Origin of the sequence: Streptomyces sp. NPDC059009, assembly GCF_042740175.1 — a bacterium.
Taxonomy (GTDB): Bacteria; Actinomycetota; Actinomycetes; order Streptomycetales; family Streptomycetaceae; genus Streptomyces.
Genome location: NZ_JBHYJB010000054.1, coordinates 46,546 through 64,545 on the forward strand (window position 1 = coordinate 46,546; position 18,000 = coordinate 64,545).

At 69.7% G+C, this 18,000-nt stretch carries 17 protein-coding genes; 11 read left to right on the forward strand and 6 right to left on the reverse strand.

Annotated features, from left to right (window positions below; all coding sequences use genetic code 11):
- Positions 1-5: 5 nt before the first annotated feature.
- From ACFWYM_RS39100 to ACFWYM_RS39125, 6 genes are all read left to right on the forward strand, one after another.
- Entirely contained in the window at positions 6-806 is an 801-nt protein-coding gene (locus ACFWYM_RS39100) for a heparin lyase I family protein (RefSeq protein ID WP_384848430.1), read from the forward strand.
- Between the two features lie 88 nt (positions 807-894).
- A complete protein-coding gene (locus tag ACFWYM_RS39105) occupies positions 895-1,911 on the forward strand; it encodes a chitinase (RefSeq protein ID WP_384848433.1) in 1,017 nt (338 codons plus the stop codon).
- 1 nt (position 1,912) lies between these two features.
- Complete coding sequence (locus ACFWYM_RS39110; RefSeq protein ID WP_384848436.1) at positions 1,913-3,028, forward strand: PQQ-dependent sugar dehydrogenase; 1,116 nt, start codon at positions 1,913-1,915, stop codon at positions 3,026-3,028.
- Positions 3,029-3,072: 44 nt separating this feature from the next.
- Positions 3,073-4,884, forward strand: coding sequence for a discoidin domain-containing protein (locus tag ACFWYM_RS39115; RefSeq protein ID WP_384848439.1), 1,812 nt, complete (start codon positions 3,073-3,075; stop codon positions 4,882-4,884).
- Between the two features lie 164 nt (positions 4,885-5,048).
- Positions 5,049-5,546: an N-acetyltransferase gene (locus ACFWYM_RS39120; protein ID WP_384848442.1), complete on the forward strand. Its 498-nt coding sequence runs from the start codon at positions 5,049-5,051 to the stop codon at positions 5,544-5,546.
- 28 nt (positions 5,547-5,574) lie between these two features.
- Positions 5,575-5,892 carry a hypothetical protein gene (locus ACFWYM_RS39125; RefSeq protein WP_384848444.1) on the forward strand — a complete coding sequence of 106 codons (318 nt, stop codon included), beginning with the start codon at positions 5,575-5,577 and terminating at the stop codon, positions 5,890-5,892.
- 7 nt (positions 5,893-5,899) lie between these two features.
- Here the strand turns inward: ACFWYM_RS39125 and ACFWYM_RS39130 are convergent, their stop codons facing one another.
- Positions 5,900-6,448: a flavoprotein gene (locus tag ACFWYM_RS39130; protein ID WP_384848447.1), complete on the reverse strand. Its 549-nt coding sequence runs from the start codon at positions 6,446-6,448 to the stop codon at positions 5,900-5,902.
- A gap of 117 nt (positions 6,449-6,565) precedes the next feature.
- Between ACFWYM_RS39130 and ACFWYM_RS39135 the strand changes: the two genes are divergently transcribed.
- The 3 genes from ACFWYM_RS39135 (at position 6,566) to ACFWYM_RS39145 (ending at position 8,341) form a co-directional block, all read left to right on the forward strand.
- Positions 6,566-7,750 carry a helix-turn-helix domain-containing protein gene (locus ACFWYM_RS39135; RefSeq protein ID WP_384848450.1) on the forward strand — a complete coding sequence of 395 codons (1,185 nt, stop codon included), beginning with the start codon at positions 6,566-6,568 and terminating at the stop codon, positions 7,748-7,750.
- Between the two features lie 95 nt (positions 7,751-7,845).
- Entirely contained in the window at positions 7,846-8,178 is a 333-nt protein-coding gene (locus ACFWYM_RS39140; protein ID WP_384848453.1) for a DUF6415 family natural product biosynthesis protein, read from the forward strand.
- Positions 8,171-8,341, forward strand: coding sequence for a hypothetical protein (locus tag ACFWYM_RS39145; RefSeq protein ID WP_384848456.1), 171 nt, complete (start codon positions 8,171-8,173; stop codon positions 8,339-8,341). The genes ACFWYM_RS39140 and ACFWYM_RS39145 overlap by 8 nt, the downstream gene beginning before the upstream one ends.
- A gap of 1 nt (position 8,342) precedes the next feature.
- Here ACFWYM_RS39145 and ACFWYM_RS39150 read toward each other — a convergent pair whose 3' ends face one another.
- The 5 genes from ACFWYM_RS39150 to ACFWYM_RS39170 form a co-directional block, all read right to left on the reverse strand.
- Complete coding sequence (locus ACFWYM_RS39150; protein WP_384848459.1) at positions 8,343-9,131, reverse strand: ABC transporter ATP-binding protein; 789 nt, start codon at positions 9,129-9,131, stop codon at positions 8,343-8,345.
- Positions 9,128-11,950 (reverse strand): ATP-binding cassette domain-containing protein, encoded by a 2,823-nt coding sequence (locus ACFWYM_RS39155; protein WP_384848462.1) that lies wholly within the window; start codon positions 11,948-11,950, stop codon positions 9,128-9,130. The genes ACFWYM_RS39150 and ACFWYM_RS39155 overlap by 4 nt, the downstream gene beginning before the upstream one ends.
- 15 nt (positions 11,951-11,965) lie before the next feature.
- Complete coding sequence (locus ACFWYM_RS39160) at positions 11,966-13,225, reverse strand: ABC transporter substrate-binding protein (protein WP_384848465.1); 1,260 nt, start codon at positions 13,223-13,225, stop codon at positions 11,966-11,968.
- A gap of 111 nt (positions 13,226-13,336) precedes the next feature.
- The gene (locus tag ACFWYM_RS39165) at positions 13,337-15,160 is read right to left on the reverse strand and encodes an AMP-dependent synthetase/ligase (RefSeq protein WP_384848468.1); all 1,824 of its coding nucleotides are present in this window, start codon (positions 15,158-15,160) and stop codon (positions 13,337-13,339) included.
- A gap of 287 nt (positions 15,161-15,447) precedes the next feature.
- The gene (locus ACFWYM_RS39170; RefSeq protein WP_384848471.1) at positions 15,448-16,023 is read right to left on the reverse strand and encodes a winged helix-turn-helix transcriptional regulator; all 576 of its coding nucleotides are present in this window, start codon (positions 16,021-16,023) and stop codon (positions 15,448-15,450) included.
- 219 nt (positions 16,024-16,242) lie between these two features.
- On the opposite strand from ACFWYM_RS39170, the gene ACFWYM_RS39175 reads away from it, so the two are divergent.
- Both ACFWYM_RS39175 and ACFWYM_RS39180 read left to right on the forward strand, forming a co-directional pair.
- Complete coding sequence (locus tag ACFWYM_RS39175; protein ID WP_384848474.1) at positions 16,243-17,088, forward strand: helix-turn-helix domain-containing protein; 846 nt, start codon at positions 16,243-16,245, stop codon at positions 17,086-17,088.
- Positions 17,085-17,882 (forward strand): SAM-dependent methyltransferase, encoded by a 798-nt coding sequence (locus ACFWYM_RS39180; protein ID WP_384848477.1) that lies wholly within the window; start codon positions 17,085-17,087, stop codon positions 17,880-17,882. The genes ACFWYM_RS39175 and ACFWYM_RS39180 overlap by 4 nt, the downstream gene beginning before the upstream one ends.
- The last annotated feature ends 118 nt before the right edge of the window (positions 17,883-18,000 follow it).

Here is an 18,000-nt window from a genome sequence, read left to right on the forward strand (position 1 = left end):
AACACATGACTCCATCACGAAGGGCCGTGCTGGGAGCGGCACTCGGCGGCACGGTGGCGGCGGCCGCCGGGGCGCGGGTCGCCGCCGGGGCGCCCGTCGGCGGGGCGCCCGCAGCGTCCTGGCAGCTCCGCTGGTCGCCCTCCGCACGCACGGACGGCCTGCGCGCCTTCGAGACGATCGAGGACGACCGCGCCGACTCGCACCCGGCGGGGCGCCCCCACATCAAGCCCGACGGGGACGCCTTCCGCTTCACCATGCACACCGTCGACCGGGACACCCACACCGACCGCCAGCGCCAGGAGGTCACGGGCCTGCGCACCGGGGACTCGTACCTCAAGTGGCAGTCGGGACAGACCTGGCGGGTCACGTACCGCATGTACATACCGAGCTCGCTCAAGGCGACGACGACCTTCACGCACATCATGCAGATGAAGCAGCCGGGCCAGGGCAGTTCACCGATCGTCGTGCAGTCGCTGCGCCGTGTGGACGGCCGGCAGACCATCGAGCTCAAGCAGTTCACCGACGACGTCCTGGTGGGCCGCACGGACCTGGAGCCGCTGCAGGACAAGTGGATCGACGTCGACTTCCAGATCAAGATCGGCAACGGTTCGGCGGGCTCGCTGCGCTGGATCCTCAAGAGCGGCGCCACGACCGTCATCGACACGTCGAAGTCCGGCGTCGACACCTTCCTCGCCGACCGGGTGCGCCCCAAGTGGGGCATCTACCGCTCCCTCGGCGACACCTCGGGCTCGCTCCAGAACACGTACATGCTCCTCACCGACCTGCGCGGCTACCAGCTCACGTAACTCCGTTCCGCACTGCACGCGTTGGGACACCTCTGCCCATCCACTGTTAGGAACTCTTCCTAACACCGAGAAGGAGAACACAGCCCCCATGGCCCACACCCCCCGCAGAGTCACCACGGCCCTGGCCGCCACCGGCCTCCTCACCGCCGCCTCGCTCACCCTCGTGACCGAGCCGTCGTCCGCCCAGGCGTCCCCCGCGCCCTCCGCACCGCGTGCCGCGGGCACCCTCCACGCCGCCCCGTACGAGTACCTGGGCTGGGGCAACCCGCAGAAGCCCACCGACGTCATGGCCGCCACCGGCGTCAAGTGGTTCACGCTCGCCTTCATCCTGTCCGACGGCGGCTGCAACCCGAAGTGGGACGGCAGCCGCGCCCTCAAGGGCGGCTCCGACGAGGCGGCCATCAACTCCATACGCGGCGCGGGCGGCGACATCGTCGTCTCCGTCGGCGGCTGGAGCGGCAACAAGCTCGGCGAGAAGTGCACGAGCGCCGCAGCGCTCGCCGGCGCCTACCAAAAGGTCATCGACGCCTACAAGTTGAAGGCGTTCGACATCGACATCGAGAACACCGAGTTCTCCAACGCGACGGTCCGCCAGCGCGTCGTGGACGCCCTGAAGATCGTGAAGCAGAAGAACCCGGGCATCGTCACGTACGTGACCATGGGGACCACGCCGAACGGCCCCGACGCCACCGGCAAGGACCTCATCAAGCGGGGCGCCGCGGCCGGGCTCGCCAACGACGCCTGGGTGATCATGCCGTTCGACTTCGGCGGCCACAGCGGCTCCATGGGCCAGGCCACCGTCAGCGCCCTCGACGGCCTCAAGGCGGCGGTCAAGAGCGCCTACGGCTACGGCGACACCGATGCCTTCAAGCACATCGGCGTCTCCTCCATGAACGGCAAGACCGACGAGGCCGACGAGACCGTCACCACCGGCGACTTCAAGACCATCCTCGGCTACGCGCAGCAGCACCACATCGCGCGCTTCGCCTTCTGGTCCGTCAACCGCGACCGGGCCTGCGGGTCCGGCGGCGACGGGGACGCCTGCAGCGGGGTCCCGCAGCAGCCGTACGACTTCACCAAGATCGTCGCCCAGTACGGAGGTTGAGATGAACAGCAGCACCACGCGCGTGCGACGCCGTGCCGCCGTCGTAGGGGCGGCCGCCGCCCTCGTCGTCGGCGTCAGCCAGTACGTGCCGTCCGTCTCCGCCGCACCCGTGCGGCCCTCGGCGGAGGACAGCGAGCCGAAGGACATCGGCACCATCTCCACCGGCTGGACCATCCCCTGGGGCACCTACTGGATGCCCGACGGCTCCTCGGCGCTGGTCACGGAGCGGGACGACTTCCGGGTGTGGAAGGTGTCGGCGGACGGCAGCAACAAGACCCAGGTCGGCACCGTTCCCGAGGCCCAGACCACGGGCGGGGAGGGCGGGTTGATGGGGGTCGCCGTCGACCCGGACTGGGCGAGCAACCACTACGTGTACTTCATGCACACCTCGTCCGAGGGCAACCGCATCGCCCGCATGACGTACGACGGGACGAAGCTCAGCGACTACAAGGCGCTGCTCAAAGGCATCAAGAAGAACAAGTACCACAACGGCGGCCGCCTCGCCTTCGGCCCCGACGGCTATCTGTACGCCACCACCGGCGAGGCCCAGACCCCCGACCTCGCCCAGGACAAGAACTCCCTCAACGGCAAGATCCTCCGCATGACCAGGGACGGCAGGCCCGCTCCCGGCAACCCCTTCGACAACTACGTCTACAGCCTCGGCCACCGCAACCCGCAGGGCATCGCCTTCGACCCCCAAGGGCGCCTGTGGGAGGCCGAGTTGGGCAACAGTTCCAAGGACGAGCTGAACCTCATCAAGCCCGGCAAGAACTACGGCTGGCCGATATGTGAGGGCACCTGCGACACGTCCGGCATGACCAACCCCAAGAAGACGTGGGGAGTCGCCGAGGCATCCCCGAGCGGCGTCGCCGTCGTGGACGGCGCGATCTACATGGCGGCCCTCAGGGGCGAACGCCTGTGGCGCATCCCCATCAACGCCGACAACGAGGACGTCGGCACGGCGAAGGCGTTCTACGTGGGCGACTACGGGCGCCTGCGCGCGGTCACCGCCGTGCCGGGCGGGGCGAAGGAGCTCTGGCTGTCCACGACGAACGCCGACAACAACGGCGGTGAGCCGGACGGCTCGGACAAGATCTTCAAGGTCACGCTCGGGTAAGGGCGGTCCGTCATGGCACTGATGACGGGTCCGTCATGGCCCTGATGACGCTCACGACGGGCGTGCGGCGCCGCTTCCTGTCGGTCCTGGCCGCGCTGGCACTCCTCCTCGGGGTGCCGGCGCTGCCGGGCCCGGCGGCCCGCGCCGATGTCCACCACCCGCGCCAGGACTTCCTGCGCTCCTCCGTCGGCGGCCTCTTCCTCCACTGGGGCGAGCGCACCGCACCCGCCCACACCGACTGCCGCGACTGGGAGAACGACGTCACGGCGGGCGGCTGGACCCCCGACCGCTGGGTGCAGGAGGCGCAGAAGCTGCACACCCAGTACCTGGTCCTCGCCACCTTCCACAGCCGCCTCGGCTACGCGCGCCCCTGGCCCTCCACGATCCCCGGCAGCTGCTCGACGCGCCGCGACTTCCTCGGCGAACTCATCGCGGCGGCCAAGGCCAAGGGCCTCAGGACGATCCTCTACATGACCGACGACCCGCAGTGGCACGACGAGGGCGGCCACGAGTGGCTCGACTCGAAGGCGTACTCGGACCACAAGGGCCGCGACGTCGACCTCACCACCCGCGACGGCTTCGGCGAGTTCTCGTACGACAACTTCTTCGAGGTCATGGACCGCTACCCCGACCTCGGCGGCTTCTGGATCGACAACGACAACGCGTACTGGGAGAGCCACGACCTCTACCGCAAGATCTATGAGAGGCGCCCGCACTACACCCTGAGCAACAACAACGAAGACACGCCAATCATGGACATGATCAGCAACGAGCAGAAGACCGGCATGACCCCGCCCTACGACTACCCCCAGGCCATCTACACGGCGGCACCCCGCCTCACCGAAGCGGACTTCAAGCTCCCCTCGACGGGCTCCTGGTGGTACACGGGCAGCGACCCGGAGGTGGACCGCAAGCTCACGCTGGGCCGCCTGGTGACGAACGTGGGCTCCTCGGTCAAGTCCCTGATGGCCGAGACGGCCATGCTGAACGGCGAACTCCCCTCCAGGCAGGCGGCGTTCAACACCTTCGCCGACGGCTACCTGGACCGGATCTGGGAGTCCCTGAGCGCAGTGGAGGGCGGCGGCTACCTGTACGGCGGCCTCAAACCAGGCTTCTGGAACGACGGCGCACACGGGGTGACGACGGTCAGCAGGGCGGACCTGGACCGCCACTACATCCACGTACTGACACCGCTGGGGTCGTCCACGCTCAAGGTCCGCGACAACGGCTACCGGGTCACGGCGGTCACCGACCTCCGTACGGGAGAGCGCATCCCCTTCTCCCAGTCCGGCGGAACGCTGACGCTCACGGACCTCGCCCTCGGCACCTGGGACCCGTACGACACGGTCTTCAAGGTGACGACGGCGGGACGGGAGGGCGCGATCCCGCGTGACGGCTACACGATGAGCGCGAGCAGCGCGGCGGGCGGCCACCCCGCGTCGGCGGCGGCCGACGGCGACTACGAGACGTACTGGGACAGCGACCGCACGGCATCCACGTCGCTGACCTTCGACCTGGGTACGGCGGCGCGAAAGGTGCGCTACCTGTCCCTCAACCAACGGGAGGACTCGGTCAGTTACCCCCGCTCCGGCACGGAGCAGTCGGCACGCATCAAGGGCTACCGGGTGTACGCGAGCACCGACGGCACACACTGGGGCACCCCGGTCAAGGCCGGGACCCTGCCGAGCCACCGGGGCGTGGCGGTCCTCGACATCCCGCCGACGACGGCCCGCCACATCCGGCTCGAGGTGACCGGCACCCACGCGGCGTCGACCGACACCACCCGCTACCAGCGGCTGCGGATCGACGAGGCGTGGCTCGGCGCGTCCTACCCGGTCGGCGGCTCCTCCGGGTAGGGCGGGCGGCGGCCGGGGCGCGCGTGGTGTCCGTCGGGCAGACGCGCACCTCGGCTGCCGTGAGCTGCGCCGTAGACGACGAAGAAGAGCGAGAGGCCCCGAAAGGGAGCGGGTCCCGAAAAGAGCGCGAGCCCCCGCACCCCCCAGATGTAGCCTCGCTCCCTATGAGCTGGCTGCCCGAAGACTTCGTCCACCCCGTCCACGTCCCCGTACCCGGCACCACACTTCACCTCCGCCCGATCCGCGAGGCCGACACGGCGATCGACTACCCGGCCGTGATGGGCTCCCGGGAGCGCCTCTGGAAGATCTTCGGCCCGGCCTGGGACTGGCCCCAGGAGTCGATGACCTACGACGAGGACCGCATCGACCTCCTGCGCCACGAGCGCGAGATCGCCGCCCACCAGTCGTTCAACTACGCGCTCCTGGACGAACAGGAGACGGCACTCCTCGGCTGCGTCTACGTCGACCCGCCCGAGCGCGTCGGCGCCGACGCCGAGATTTCCTGGTGGGTGGTGGACGCCCTGGTCGACAGCGAGACGGAGCGGGCGCTCGACGCGCTGGTGCCGCAGTGGCTGGCCGCGGAGTGGCCCTTCAAGCAGCCGCGCTATGTGGGGCGGGACATCACGTGGCGGGAGTGGCTGGCGCTGCCTCCGGTGGGGTGAGGGCCGGAGCGGCTGAGGGGAGACGGGCATGGTGAGGGCTGCGTACTACCGCGCCGACAGCGAGAACGGCGACTGCGTCGACGATCCGTCCGAGGACGCCTTGTTCATGCTGGTCGACGACCTTGACGACGCGGACAACACTTTCGTCGTCATTCAGCCCGACGAGGCCGACCCGGCCTGGTTCGTGTCGGTCGCCGTCCTGGAGGAAGGTGGCTACGAGGTGGTTCGTCGTGATGTCGCCCGTCGTGAGCACCAGGTCTCCACTGCCGCCGAGGTCGGCGAGATCGCCCGCGACCTCACTATCTGGATGACCGAGCGCGCCTGGAGCGGTCGCGCGGGGGCGTGATGCCAGCCTAGGCCCGAGGGCCGACGATCTGCTCTGCTGCGTCAAGAACCCGAGGCCACGGATATTCGTCCGGGCGCCCTTGGCCCGGCTGATTCGGCGCGAACCCGCCCTCTCCGTACAGCACCTCTACGCCCATCTCGCGCAGCTCGACCACTGACCGCTCGAACCGCCGGTGCTGAACGTAGGCGGTGTTCACGCACGGCATCGTCACCAGCGGAATGCCCTTGCCGATGCCCTCGGCGACTACTCCGATCACGAAGTCGTGCGTCAGCCCGAGAGCCCACGAGTTGATCGAATTGAAGGTGGCGGGCGCGAACGCGATCACGTCCGCCTTCGGCCACGCATCCGGCTCCCCCGGCCGTTTGTACTCCCAGCGCACCGGATGCCCAGTCAACGCAGCCAGCCCATCCAGGGACTCCTCCAACCAGCGGGCCGCAGTCGGCGTCAACCCGAGACATACATCGAACCCCCGCTGCTGCGCATCCTCGATCACCTTCGCCACGTCGAAGACCGGAGGAGCAGCAGACCCGAAGAGATACAGCACACGAGACGTCATACGCCCCATCCGATCACATGCGACCGCCCCAGAACTGGACAGGTCGGGGGCGCAGCGAGGCCCAACACCCCCTGGCGTGGGTACCGTTCCAAGTGGCTGCAAGGAATGGAGACCCGTATGCCCGGACTGGACGGCGACCACACAGGCGCACGCATCAGAGAGCAACGGAAACTGGCCCGCCTGACACAGGTCCAACTCGCGGACCGGATCCCCTACTCCTACAGCCTGCTGAACCAAGTGGAATGCGGTGCCCGCCCTGCAACTGACGACTTCACTGCGGCTGTCGCCCGTGCCCTCCAGGTCGACGTCACCGTCCTGAACGGACAGCCCTATATCACCGAGCTGCAGCAGGATCGCCTCGCTGCGCTGGTCCGCCCCATCCGTGAGGCCATCGACCTCTACGACCTCGGTGCCAACCCCGACCTCACCTGCCGACCGGCCCAGCAGCTCATCGAAGCCGCCGACTGCTTGTGCCAAGAGGTCCGTGCCACTCACCTGAGGAATGCGGCCCAGGCGTTGCCCGGAGTCATCGCCGAACTCACCAGCACAGCGTGGACAGAACCCTCCACCGCCCTCTGGCGGGCGCTCGCCTCCACCTACCGGACCGCCCACGACATCACCGTCAAACTCGGCTATTACGACCTGTCCGCCGTCGCCCTCGACCGGATGGACTGGGCCGCCGCCCGCGCCTCCGACCCCTGCCTCGCGGCGGTTCGCCAATACATGCGAGCACTGGTGTACTTCCGTGAAGGCGAGTACTCGATCGGGCAACGCCTCATCATCTCCGGACACAGGATCATCGACCAGGCTGGCCGGACACGTGAAGCTCTCGCTGTCACCGGGCAGCTGCACCTCGGCGCATCCGTCATCGCCGCTCGCGCCGACGACGAACACGCCGTCAACAGACACCTCGCCGAAGCCAAGCAGCTGGCCGAACGCACCGGCGACGCCTCAGACATCCACTGGCTGTCCTTCGGCCCGGCCAATGTGGCCTTGCACCGGATGTCCACCGCAGTCGAGATGCGCCACTACGACGACGCCCTGAAGCAGGGGCGCAAGATGGTTCTCCCGCCGGCTCTCGCCACCAGCCGCCGAGCGCACTTCCTCATCGAGCGCGCCCACACCGAGATGGAGACCGGCCACACCGAGGCTGCGCTCCACTCCCTCGTCGACGCCCGCCGCGCCGCACCCGAGCAGACCCGCTACCACCCCGGCGCCCGCGAAACCATCACCGGTCTCGTCCACCTCGCACGCCGCACACCCGACACGCTGAACCACATGGCTGCCTGGATCGGCCTCTAGGTCCCGCTCGCAACGCTCACAAATCTGTGAGCATTGTGACCCCGGCTGGGGCCCACGCTGGTCACCTACCTGATCAACGTGGATGCGGGGACACCATGAACGCTCAACTCTCCCCGGTGGACGACCTCATCGAGGAAGCCCTCTCGGCCTGCCGCACCCTGCCGTGCACAACTGACATGCGTGCCCTGGACGAGCGACTCCGAGCCGCACTGCAGGAACGCTTGCCGCTGGTGCAGAGGCAGGCGGACGGATTGGACCGCGGCACCGTCGACTGGTGGAACCGGCAGCGTGTCATCGACGCAGCCGACAACACCCTTGCCGAACAGCTCCCCGCAGACGCCCCACTGGCCGCGGCCGTGTACGTCGCCGAGCTCGGCCGCCGCCTCCGCGAACTCGACGCCTACGCACAGGAGGTTGAGCATGACTGAAGAGAAGGTGCATCTGCGGGGAGTCGAGATTCCGGGTCTCTGCTGGGATCAGAAGCCCGAAGACACCTATCGCTGCTGCCGAAGGGCGGGGCACGGCGGCGACCACCACCACTACTACGGCGGTGGACGGTGGCCGCAACAGGGTGGTGGCCCGCCGGGGTAGGTCACGCCGTCGTCGCCGCCCCCAGGTACGCATCCCGCACCCTCGGGTCCTCCCGGACCTCCGCCGCCGTGCCCTGGGCCAGGACCCTGCCGAGGTCGAGGACCACGACGCGGGCGCAGAGCTCCATGACGAAGGCGACGTTGTGCTCGACGAGGACGATGGCGCAGCCCTCCTCGTCGGCCAAGTGGCGGATGACTGCCGTCAGGTGGGCTCTCTCGTTCGCCGTCATGCCGGAGGCCGGTTCGTCCAGGAGCAGGACGCGTGGGGGGTCGGCCACCGCGCGGGCCAGTTCCACCATGCGGGCCTGGCCCACCGGGAGTGCGCCCGCGTAGTCGGCTGCGAGTGTGTCCAGGCCGCATTCGCGCAGGACGGCCGTGGCCCGTTCGCGGCGGGATGCCTCGTGTTTGCGGCGGGTCGGTGCGGAGAGCAGGTCCGCTGCGAAACCGCCCCCGCCGCCTCGCCACTCCTGCGCGACCAGGAGGTTGTCGGTGACCGTCAGCTGACCGAAGAGCTGCTGGCGCTGGAACGTGCGGCGCATGCCGTGGCGGGCCCGCCAGACGGGGGAGCGGCGTGTGACGTCGGTGCCGTCGAGGAGGATCCGGCCCGTGTCGGGGCGGCGGATGCCGGACAGGACGTCGAAGAGGGTTGTCTTGCCTGCCCCGTTGGGGCCTATGAGGCCGCAGACCTCGCCGGGGCTGACCGTGAGGTCCACGCTGTCCAGGGCGCGGATGCCGCCGAAGCGGACGCCGATGCCGGAGGCCGCGAGCACGTGTTGGTGTGGGCGGGTCATGGGTGGCTCACTCCTTCCGTTGTCGGGTCGGTGTGTGTGCTTCTGCTTGTCCCGGTCGTGGTTGATGTCATTCCCAAGTACGCCTCCGTCAGCCGATCCGTCCTGACCTCCGCGCGCGGGCCGCACCACGACACGCGGCCCTGTGCGAGATACGCGACCGTGTCCGCCACCCCGAGGACCTCCGCTGCCTTCTCCTCCACGAGGAGCAACCCGGCTCCTGCGTCGCGGAGTTCGGTGAGGAGGTGGAACACCTCGTCGACGATGCGGGGCGCCAGACCGAGCGACGGCTCGTCCGCGATGAGCACCTTCGGTGGGCGCTGGAGGAGTGGGGCCAGGGCAAGGAGTTGCTGTTCGCCGCCGGAGAGGGAGCCTGCTGCCACCTTGCGGCGGGCGGCCAGCGCCGTGAATCGGGCGTAGACGGCGTCTCGTTGGTCCTTGTCGGGGAGGTGGAGGGTGAGGTTCTCCTCGATGGTGAGGGAGGGGAAGATGCCGCGGCCCTCGGGGGCGAGGAGGATGCCGGAGCGGGCGCGGTGGGCGGGGCCGGTGTGTGTGACGTCGCGTCCGCCGATGCGGATCTGGCCCTCGGTGGGCGGGATGAGTCCTGCGGCCGCCTTGCACGTGGTCGACTTTCCGGCGCCGTTGGGGCCCAGGAGGGCGACGATCTCGCCGGGGTGGACGGTGAGGGTCACTCCGTGGAGGACGGGGGCGCCGTCGTAGCCCGCGTGGAGGTCGTGGAGGGCGAGGGCCGGGCCTTCGGCGGTCCTTTCCCCAGTCCCGCCCCTTCCCGAATCGGCGACTCCGTCGCCCTGGGGCGCCCTTCCCGGGGCTGCGCCCCTGGACCCCGCTGTCGGCGCTGAACGCGCCTCGTCCTCAAACGCCGGACGGGCTGGATCCGCCCCAGGAGGCGGCATCGAAACCCGCCTCCGATGCAACCGCACCGAAACCGCCGCACAATACCCGTCCGGGTCGTTGGCCAACGCCAGCCCGGCCAAGCCGAACAGCACCACAGGCACCTGAACCGACTCCGTCACGTAGTCGCTCAGCACGTGCGGGACCGCCGCGAACACCACCCCCGCCACCACCGCGAACTGCGGCCTCCGCACCCCCGCGGCCACCACCACCGCCAGCCATACGAGCCCCGTCATCGCCGTGAAGTCCGTGGCAGTGATCCGGGTGTTGAACGACGCGTACATCACCCCGCCGAAACCGGCGAGCCCCGCCGACAGCGTGAACAGAAGCAGCTTCGTCCGTATCACCGAAACCCCCGACGCCAGCGCCGCCGCCGGAGCCGAGCGGACCGCCAGCATCGCCCGGCCCGACGCCGAGTTCCGCAGCGCGCTGAGCGCCGCGACCGCCGCCGTGGCGAGGACGACCATCGCCACCCCCATCGCCCGGTCGTCGCTCAGGTCGACGGGGCCGAACACCGGGCGCGGGATCTCCCACCCCGTGTCGCCGTTCCTCAACCACCCCATCTGGAACAGGACTTGGTCCGCCAGGAACGCCAGCGCCAGCGTCGCGAGCGCCAGAGACCTGCCCCCCAGCCGCAGCGCCGGGAGCGCCACCACCGCGCCCAGCAGCGCCGCGCACCCCGTCCCCACGAGCGCCGCCGCGATGAACGGCCACCCATGGCTCATCAGGAGCCCGGCGACCAGCGCCGCGCCCGTCACGAACGTGGCCTGCGCCAGCGACACCATCGCGCCGAGCCCGGTCACGACCGTGAAGGAGATGAAGACCAACGAGATGGCCAGCCCCTGGGCGAGGACGCCGCTCCAGAACGGGGTCGTGACCGTGTAGAACGACACGGCAAGCAGCACGCCCGCCACTGCCCACGGACCCCACCGCCGCGCCCACGACCTCCCCGCCAAGTAGTCCACCGGTGGCGCGTCCGCCGCCGCCGTTCCCGCCGCCCGCTGCCGCCGGGTGAGGAGCAGGAGTCCGGCGAACAGGAACAAGAAGGGCACCGCCGTACGGAAGCCCGTGATCCGGTCCGCGAAGTCCGCGTATCCGGCGACCAGGTTCTGCAGCACCCCGAGCCCGAGCCCGCCCGCGAAGGCGAGCGGGACCGACATGAAGCGGCCCAGCACCGCCGCCGTCGCCGACACGAACAGGAACAGGGTGAAGTCGTGTGACGACAGGCCCAGGAGAGGAGTCGCCAGGACTCCTGCCAGTCCTGCCAGCCCCGACGAGAGCATCCACGCCACCGACGACAGCCGGTCCGCGCTCATGCCGCGCAGCTCCACCAGTGAGCGATTGTCGACTGCCGCGCGCAGCCGCAGGCCCAGGGGGGTGTGGCGCATGAGCAGCCACAGGGACACGGCCACCGCCGCCGTCGCCACCCACGTGATCAGCTGGTCGGAGTCGATGCCGACGCCGTCCATGAGCTGCCATGACGTGGCCGGGCTCGGCCCCACCCCGGGCAGGCCGAACTGGTTCTCCGCCGGTTTCACCGACGCGCCCGCGTCCTCAAGCAGCTCCACCACCCACAGGCCGAGCGCGGGCAGGGCCACCAACAGGCCGATGGTTGCCACGATCTGGGCCGTCTCGCCGACCCGGGCCAGCTTCCGGAACATCAGGCGGTCCAGGCCCCAGCCGAGGGCCGGGGCCGCGACACAGACCAGGAGGAGTGCCGTCGGCACCGCGGGCCAGCCCAGGCCGGAGTGGAGCTCGTAGAAGGTGAGGGCGCAGAGGTAGGCGGTGGCGCCGTGGGCGAAGTTGAAGAGTCCGGAGGCGGAGTAGGACAGGACGAGGCCCGTGGCCAGGAGCGCGTACAGCGCGCCTGAGACGAGTCCGCTCAGGATGAAGCCCAGCAGATCCGACATGGGGACTGGCCCCCTCTACTTGAAGGGGATCGGTTCGTAGCACTTGAAGGGGGCCGACACGCGGTACGCGCCGCCCTTGAGCTGGACGAGGGCGCCGCAGCCGAACGCCTCCTTCTGGCCCTTGGGCAGGGCGCGGTCGCCGACCATGGTGCCGGTGTCGGAGTAGCCGTCGGCCGCCTTCTGGAAGGACTCGACGGTGAGGTCCTTGCCCGCCTTGTCGGCGATGGCGAGGAAGAGGTCGGCGGACATGTAGCCCGTCATCATGTGCATGTTGAGCGGGACATCCTTCCCCGCCGTCTTCCTGATGTCCGCCTTGAACTGCTTCATCGCCGGGCTGCTCTGTTCGAACGGCTGGAAGGCCAGGAGGACGTGCACGCCGTCCAGGGCCTTCTTCGTGGCGCTCTTGGAGAGCAGGCCGGGGTCGTAGTCCGTCGGGTCGGTGAGGATGCCCCGGTAGCCGGTGCGTTTGACGGCGGTGAACAGGCCGATGTTGTACGGGGTCTGCATGACGGAGACGACGGCGTCGGGGGCCTTGCCGCCGTTCGAGCGCAGGATCGCCTTCGTGTACGCGGACCAGTCGTTCGGCACCGAGGTGGCGGGGACCGTGGACTTGGCGTACGTCACCTTGAAGCCGGCGGCGGCGAAGCTCTGCTTGTAGGTGCGGATGGCGAAGGTGCCCGCGTCGTTGTCGTTGGCGAGGATCGCGACGGTCTTGCCCTGGGAGCCGTGCATCACCTTCTTGAGGCCCTCCGGCCAGCTCTGGGTGATGGTGCCGCCGGGCATCGGGACCATGCAGCCGCCGAAGCCGTACAGGTAACTCGGGCCGCAGAAGGGCGGGATGGTGCCCCAGCCGAAGGTGGGGACCTTCTGCTGCTGGAGGAAGTCCGCGCCGGAGAACGTCACCGAGCTCATCGGGGCGATCGCGAAGACCTTGTCGCGCTGGACGAGCTTGCGGGCGGCGGCGAGGTTCTTGGCGGGGTCCTGGCCGTCGTCCTCGGCGCCGGTGTAGTCGATCTTCCGGCCGTGCACGCCGCCCGCCGCGTTGGCGCGCTCGAAGCGGGCCCGGGCGCCGAGGTCGGTGTCCTTCTTGCTGTAGCCGCTGGCGGTCGTCATGGAAACGATGCCGCCGACCTTGATGGCGTCGTCGGTCACGCCCCGGCTGGTGCCGCCCTTGCTGTCCGTAGAACTTCCGCCGGTGGACGCCGAGTTGCAGGCGGTGGTGGCGAGCAGCAGGGCCGCCACGGTGGCGGTGATGGCACGGATCGATCGCGGCACGGTCGAGCCCCCTCCGTCGAAGTGGGGCTGATTCTGTGCGCGACCTGATGAACCGTCAATAAGTGCTGCGATGGAAATTGATGAGGCGTCAGAAACCGTCGGCGTGGCGGCTCAGGCGCGGTAGAGGGCCTCGACCTCGGACGCGTACGCCTGCTCGATGGCCTTCCGTTTCAGCTTCAACGAGGGTGTGAGCAGCCCGTGTTCCTCGCTGAACTGGTGCGCCAGTATCCGGAACGTGCGGATCGACTCGGCCTGCGAGACCAGTGTGTTGGCGGCCACGACGGCGCGGCGCACCTCGGTCTCCAGGTCCGGGTCGCGGACCAGGTCGGCGGGGGAGAGCTGGGGCTTGTTGCGCATCGTGAGCCAGTGCTCCACGGCCTCGGCGTCCAGGGTGACGAGCGCCGCGATGTAGGGGCGGTCGTTGCCGACGACGATGCACTGGGCCACCAGCGGGTGGTCGCGCACCCGTTCCTCGAGGAGGCCCGGGGAGACGCTCTTGCCGCCGGAGGTCACCAGGATCTCCTTCTTGCGCCCGGTGATCGTGAGATAGCCGTCCTCGTCGAGCGCCCCCAGGTCGCCGGTGGCGAGCCAGCCGTCGTGCAGCGTCGCGTCGGTGGCCTTGGGGTCGTTGAGGTAGCCCTGGAAGACATTGCCGCCGTACAGCCAGACCTCGCCGTCCTCGGCGATGTGCACGGTGGTGCCGGGGATGGCCTGGCCGACGGTGCCGTAGCGGGTGCGCTCGGGCGGGTTGGCGGTGGCGGCGGCCGTGGACTCGGTCAGCCCGTAGCCCTCGTAGATCGTGACGCCCGCGCCCGCGAAGAACAGGCCGAGGCGGCGGTCCATGCCGGAGCCCCCGGACATCGCGTGCCGCACGCGCCCGCCCATCGCCTCGCGCACCTTGGCGTAGACGAGCTTGTCGAAGACCTGGTGCTGCATGCGCTGTGCGGCGCTCGGCCCGGGGCCGGTGCCGAAGGACTTGGCCTCGACGGCGTCCGCGTACTTGACGGCCGCCTCGACGGCCTTGTCGAACGGGCCGGTCCTGCCGTCGCGTTCGGCCTTGCGGCGGGCCGCGTTGAAGACCTTCTCGAAGATGTACGGGACGGCCAGGATGAAGGTGGGCCGGAACGCCTGCAGGTCGGGGATGAGCGCCGCCGCGTTGAGCTGCGGCTGGTGGCCGAGCTTGACCCGGCCGCGCACCGCCGCGATCTGCACCATGCGCCCGAAGACGTGCGCGAGCGGCAGGAAGAGCAGCGTGGCCGCCTCGTCGCCGCGCTTGGAGTGGAAGACCGGCTCCCAGCGCTCGATGACGGTGTCCGCCTCGAACATGAAGTTGGCGTGCGAGATCAGACAGCCCTTGGGGCGGCCCGTGGTGCCCGAGGTGTAGATGATCGTGGCGATCGAGTCGGGGGTGACGGCCCGGCGGTGGCGGTGCACCACCTCGTCGTCGATCTCGGCGCCCGCGTACGTGAGTTCACCGACCGCGTCCGCGTCGAGCTGCCAGAGGCGGCGCAGCTGGGGGAGGCGGTCGATGACCGCGCCGATCGTCATCGCGTGGTCCTCGTGCTCGACCATCACGGCCGAGACGCCCGCGTCGTGCAGCATCCAGAAGACCTGCTCGGCGGAGGACGTCGGATAGACCGGCACGACCTGGGCGCCGACGGTCCACAGGGCGAAGTCGAAGAGCGTCCACTCGTAGCGGGTGCGGCTCATGATGGCGACCCGGTCGCCGAACCGCACGCCCTGGGCGAGCAGCCCCTTGGCCAGGGCAAGGACCTCGTCGCGGAACTGTGCGGAGGTCACGTCCTGCCAGCGGTCGTCGGCCTTGCGGCCGAGGGCGATGTGGAGCGGATCCTCGAGTGCATGGTCGAACACGGCGTCGGCCAGGCCGCCCACCGGCGGCGCCAACGCCGTCGGAGGATTCGAGAACTCGCGCAATGATGCTCCTTGTGGCGCTCCGCACAGCGCCGTGACCGTACCCCACCCCGGCGCAGGGCGGGAGAGGGGTACGGTGCCCGGGGCGCGGACGATCAGTGCTGGTCAGGCGGGTGAAATAGGGCCACAAGGGGAGGGGCGGGACAGATTTCTTACGGATCGGTAAGTTTCGGTGGCGTAATCTCCACCGAATCTGTACGGGCCGTGTACGGCCCGGTCACCGCGCCTCTGTCCCGCGGCTGACGGGTCGCGTCGGGCGCCCCGCGGTCGACGGGGCGTGTCGGGTCGCGTCAGGCGTCGGGAGCCCGCCGTCTGCGTTCCTGGGCCCGCCCCAGGAGGCCGGAGTGGGCCTCGGCCCACTCGGCGGCCGGGGTCATGACGTCGAGCAGGGCGGCGGCGGGCGGCGCGAGACGGTACGCGGCGGCGTACGGGAAGTCCACCTCGCGCTCGCGGTGGACGAGTTCGGTCCCCGTGAGGCGTTGCAGGGTGCGGCTGAGGGCGCGCTCCTGGAGGTACCGGCGCGGCCCGGCGGCCCACTTGCTCGCGGGGGTGCGCTCCCGCACCGTGTCCAGGAGCTCCGTGTACTGGAGCGGGCCCGCGCTCAGGGCGACGAGGACGTCCCAGTCCCACTCCCCGTTGAGCAGATGCAGGAAGTCGTGGACCCGCTGGAGATAGCGCTCGTCACCCGGCGACAGCTCGGGGTCGGGCGCGAGGGGCGAGGGCCGTTCGGCCGGGGCGGGACGCCGGAGGGCCGAGAGGCGGGAGGCGAGACCGCGCGGCGGCCGTCGCCGGGTGCCGCGGGCCGTGTCGCCTCGGGTCGTGTCGCCTCGCGTCGTGTCGTTTAAGGGGCTGTTCGCCTCAGGCATGCGGATACGGCTCCACCAGGAGCCGTACCAGCCCCCAGCCGGAATCCGTTCGCATTGACGGCGTTTCAGGCATCTACCTGTCCCCCTTCTGAGCTGGTCCGGGCTCTGTTTCGCCGAGCAGGCAGTGATGCCATAGAAAGGGTTGCGCGCAGGGATTGCAAGGTACAGGGTGTGCACTATCCACAAGTTGCGGTAAGTGCGGGAAAGGGGGAGGGATTTGTGGCCCGCGAACGATCCGGCAGGACCGTCGCGCACCTCGTTCTGGCCACCCGGCTCAAAACTTTGCGTGAGTCGGCGGGACTGACATTCCGGGAGGCGGCCGACGCGCTCGGCGCCCACCCGGCGACGGTCCGCCGCATCGAACAGGCCCAGACGTCCCTGGACGCGGGCCAGGTCTCCACGCTTCTGGCGGCTTACGGCGCGGGCCCCGCCGAAACGGAGGAATTCCTCGGGAAGTTGGCGGCGGCCAACCGTCCCGGATGGTGGCACCCGTGGCGTGCCGTCATGGACTCCTGGCAGCTGGACCTGATGAGCGTGGAGTCCGCGGCCAGCATCATCCGCACCTGGCACCCCGCGCTCGTCCCGGTCCTGCTGCGCACCCCGGCCTATGCCCGCGCCGTCGACGACGCTTTGCGTCCCGGCCTGTCACCCGCGGACAAGGACCGGCGCATCGAATTCCTGATGGAACGTCAAGAGCGGCTGCGCGCCCAGCAGACGCGCGTCTGGGCCCTGATGTCGGCGGTCGCCCTGCGCACCCAGGTGGGCGACGCGGAGATCATGGCGGAGCAGACCAAGGCCCTGCGGGCCGCCGCCGAGCGGCCCGAAGTCACCTTGCAGGTGCACCCCTTGGACGCCCCGCCGCACGCCCTCACCGGCAAGCCGCCGCTGACCGTCTACCGCGTCGAGGTGCCGGAGATCTCCGACCACGTGGTCCGCGAGGGCGGACTGCCCGGCACGGCCGACGTGTGGGACGCGCGCGAGACCGTGACGGCCTACCTCATGCTGCTCGACTACGCCTGCACCGCAGCTCCCCATCCCCACAGATCGAAAGAGGAACTGGCGTGACCGAACCGACCCAACTGCCCCCGCAGATAGACACGTCCGTGGCGCACAGCGCCCGGGTATGGAACTACTGGCTCAACGGCAAGGACAACTACCCCGCCGACCAGCGCGCCGGGGACGCGTACTGCGGCAAGTACCCGAAGATCAAGCCCTTCGCGCAGGAGTCCCGCGACTTCCTGCGCCGCTCGGTGACCTATCTCGCGCGGGACGCCGGCATCCGGCAGTTCCTCGACCTGGGCGCCGGACTGCCGACGGCGAACAACACCCATGAGGTCGCCCAGCGCATCGCCCCCGACTCCCGGGTGGTCTACGTGGACCACGACCCGCTGGTCCTGCTGCACGTGCACGCGCTGCGCACCAGCACCCCCGAGGGCGCCACCGACTACGTCCTCGCGGACATGCGCGACACGGAGACGGTGCTTGCGGGCGCGGCCAAGACGCTCGACATGACCCAGCCCATCGCCCTGGTGATCAACGACGTGCTCGGGCACATCGTCGAGTGGGACGACGCCCTGTCCCTGGTGCGCCGCCTGGTGGAGAAGCTGCCCTCGGGGAGCTATCTGTCGGTGAGCCACTCCACCGCGGCCGACGAGGAACACCAGGTCGTGCAGGACGAGTACAACAGCTCCGGCGCGATCCCGTACATCTTCCGCGAGCCGTCCGTGACGGTCGAGTTCTTCAAGGGGCTCGAACTCGTGGAGCCCGGCTACACCTCCTGGCCCCGCTGGCGGCCCGACGCGAACACCGGCAGGCTCACCGACCGGGCCGGGTGGGGCGGCGTCGCCTTGATCCCGTGACGACGAGCAGCGCGGGCCGCGCACAGGACTGTGCGCGGCCCCCCCCCCCCCCAGCCCAGCCACCCCCCCCATCCAAGCCAATGTCACATAAAAAAAAAAGAAGCAACCCACCAATACA

What these genes read in the sequence shown, in the direction of transcription:
- ACFWYM_RS39115 (WP_384848439.1), top strand. Translation starts at nt 3,073, where the DNA reads ATGACGCTCACGACGGGCGTGCGGCGCCGCTTCCTGTCGGTCCTGGCC.
- ACFWYM_RS39155 (WP_384848462.1), bottom strand. Translation starts at nt 11,950, where the DNA reads ATGTCGGATCTGCTGGGCTTCATCCTGAGCGGACTCGTCTCAGGCGCG.
- ACFWYM_RS39135 (WP_384848450.1), top strand. Translation starts at nt 6,566, where the DNA reads ATGCCCGGACTGGACGGCGACCACACAGGCGCACGCATCAGAGAGCAA.
- ACFWYM_RS39170 (WP_384848471.1), bottom strand. Translation starts at nt 16,023, where the DNA reads ATGCCTGAGGCGAACAGCCCCTTAAACGACACGACGCGAGGCGACACG.
- ACFWYM_RS39120 (WP_384848442.1), top strand. Translation starts at nt 5,049, where the DNA reads ATGAGCTGGCTGCCCGAAGACTTCGTCCACCCCGTCCACGTCCCCGTA.
- ACFWYM_RS39110 (WP_384848436.1), top strand. Translation starts at nt 1,913, where the DNA reads ATGAACAGCAGCACCACGCGCGTGCGACGCCGTGCCGCCGTCGTAGGG.
- ACFWYM_RS39105 (WP_384848433.1), top strand. Translation starts at nt 895, where the DNA reads ATGGCCCACACCCCCCGCAGAGTCACCACGGCCCTGGCCGCCACCGGC.
- ACFWYM_RS39100 (WP_384848430.1), top strand. Translation starts at nt 6, where the DNA reads ATGACTCCATCACGAAGGGCCGTGCTGGGAGCGGCACTCGGCGGCACG.
- ACFWYM_RS39145 (WP_384848456.1), top strand. Translation starts at nt 8,171, where the DNA reads ATGACTGAAGAGAAGGTGCATCTGCGGGGAGTCGAGATTCCGGGTCTC.
- ACFWYM_RS39130 (WP_384848447.1), bottom strand. Translation starts at nt 6,448, where the DNA reads ATGACGTCTCGTGTGCTGTATCTCTTCGGGTCTGCTGCTCCTCCGGTC.
- ACFWYM_RS39150 (WP_384848459.1), bottom strand. Translation starts at nt 9,131, where the DNA reads ATGACCCGCCCACACCAACACGTGCTCGCGGCCTCCGGCATCGGCGTC.
- ACFWYM_RS39125 (WP_384848444.1), top strand. Translation starts at nt 5,575, where the DNA reads ATGGTGAGGGCTGCGTACTACCGCGCCGACAGCGAGAACGGCGACTGC.
- ACFWYM_RS39140 (WP_384848453.1), top strand. Translation starts at nt 7,846, where the DNA reads ATGAACGCTCAACTCTCCCCGGTGGACGACCTCATCGAGGAAGCCCTC.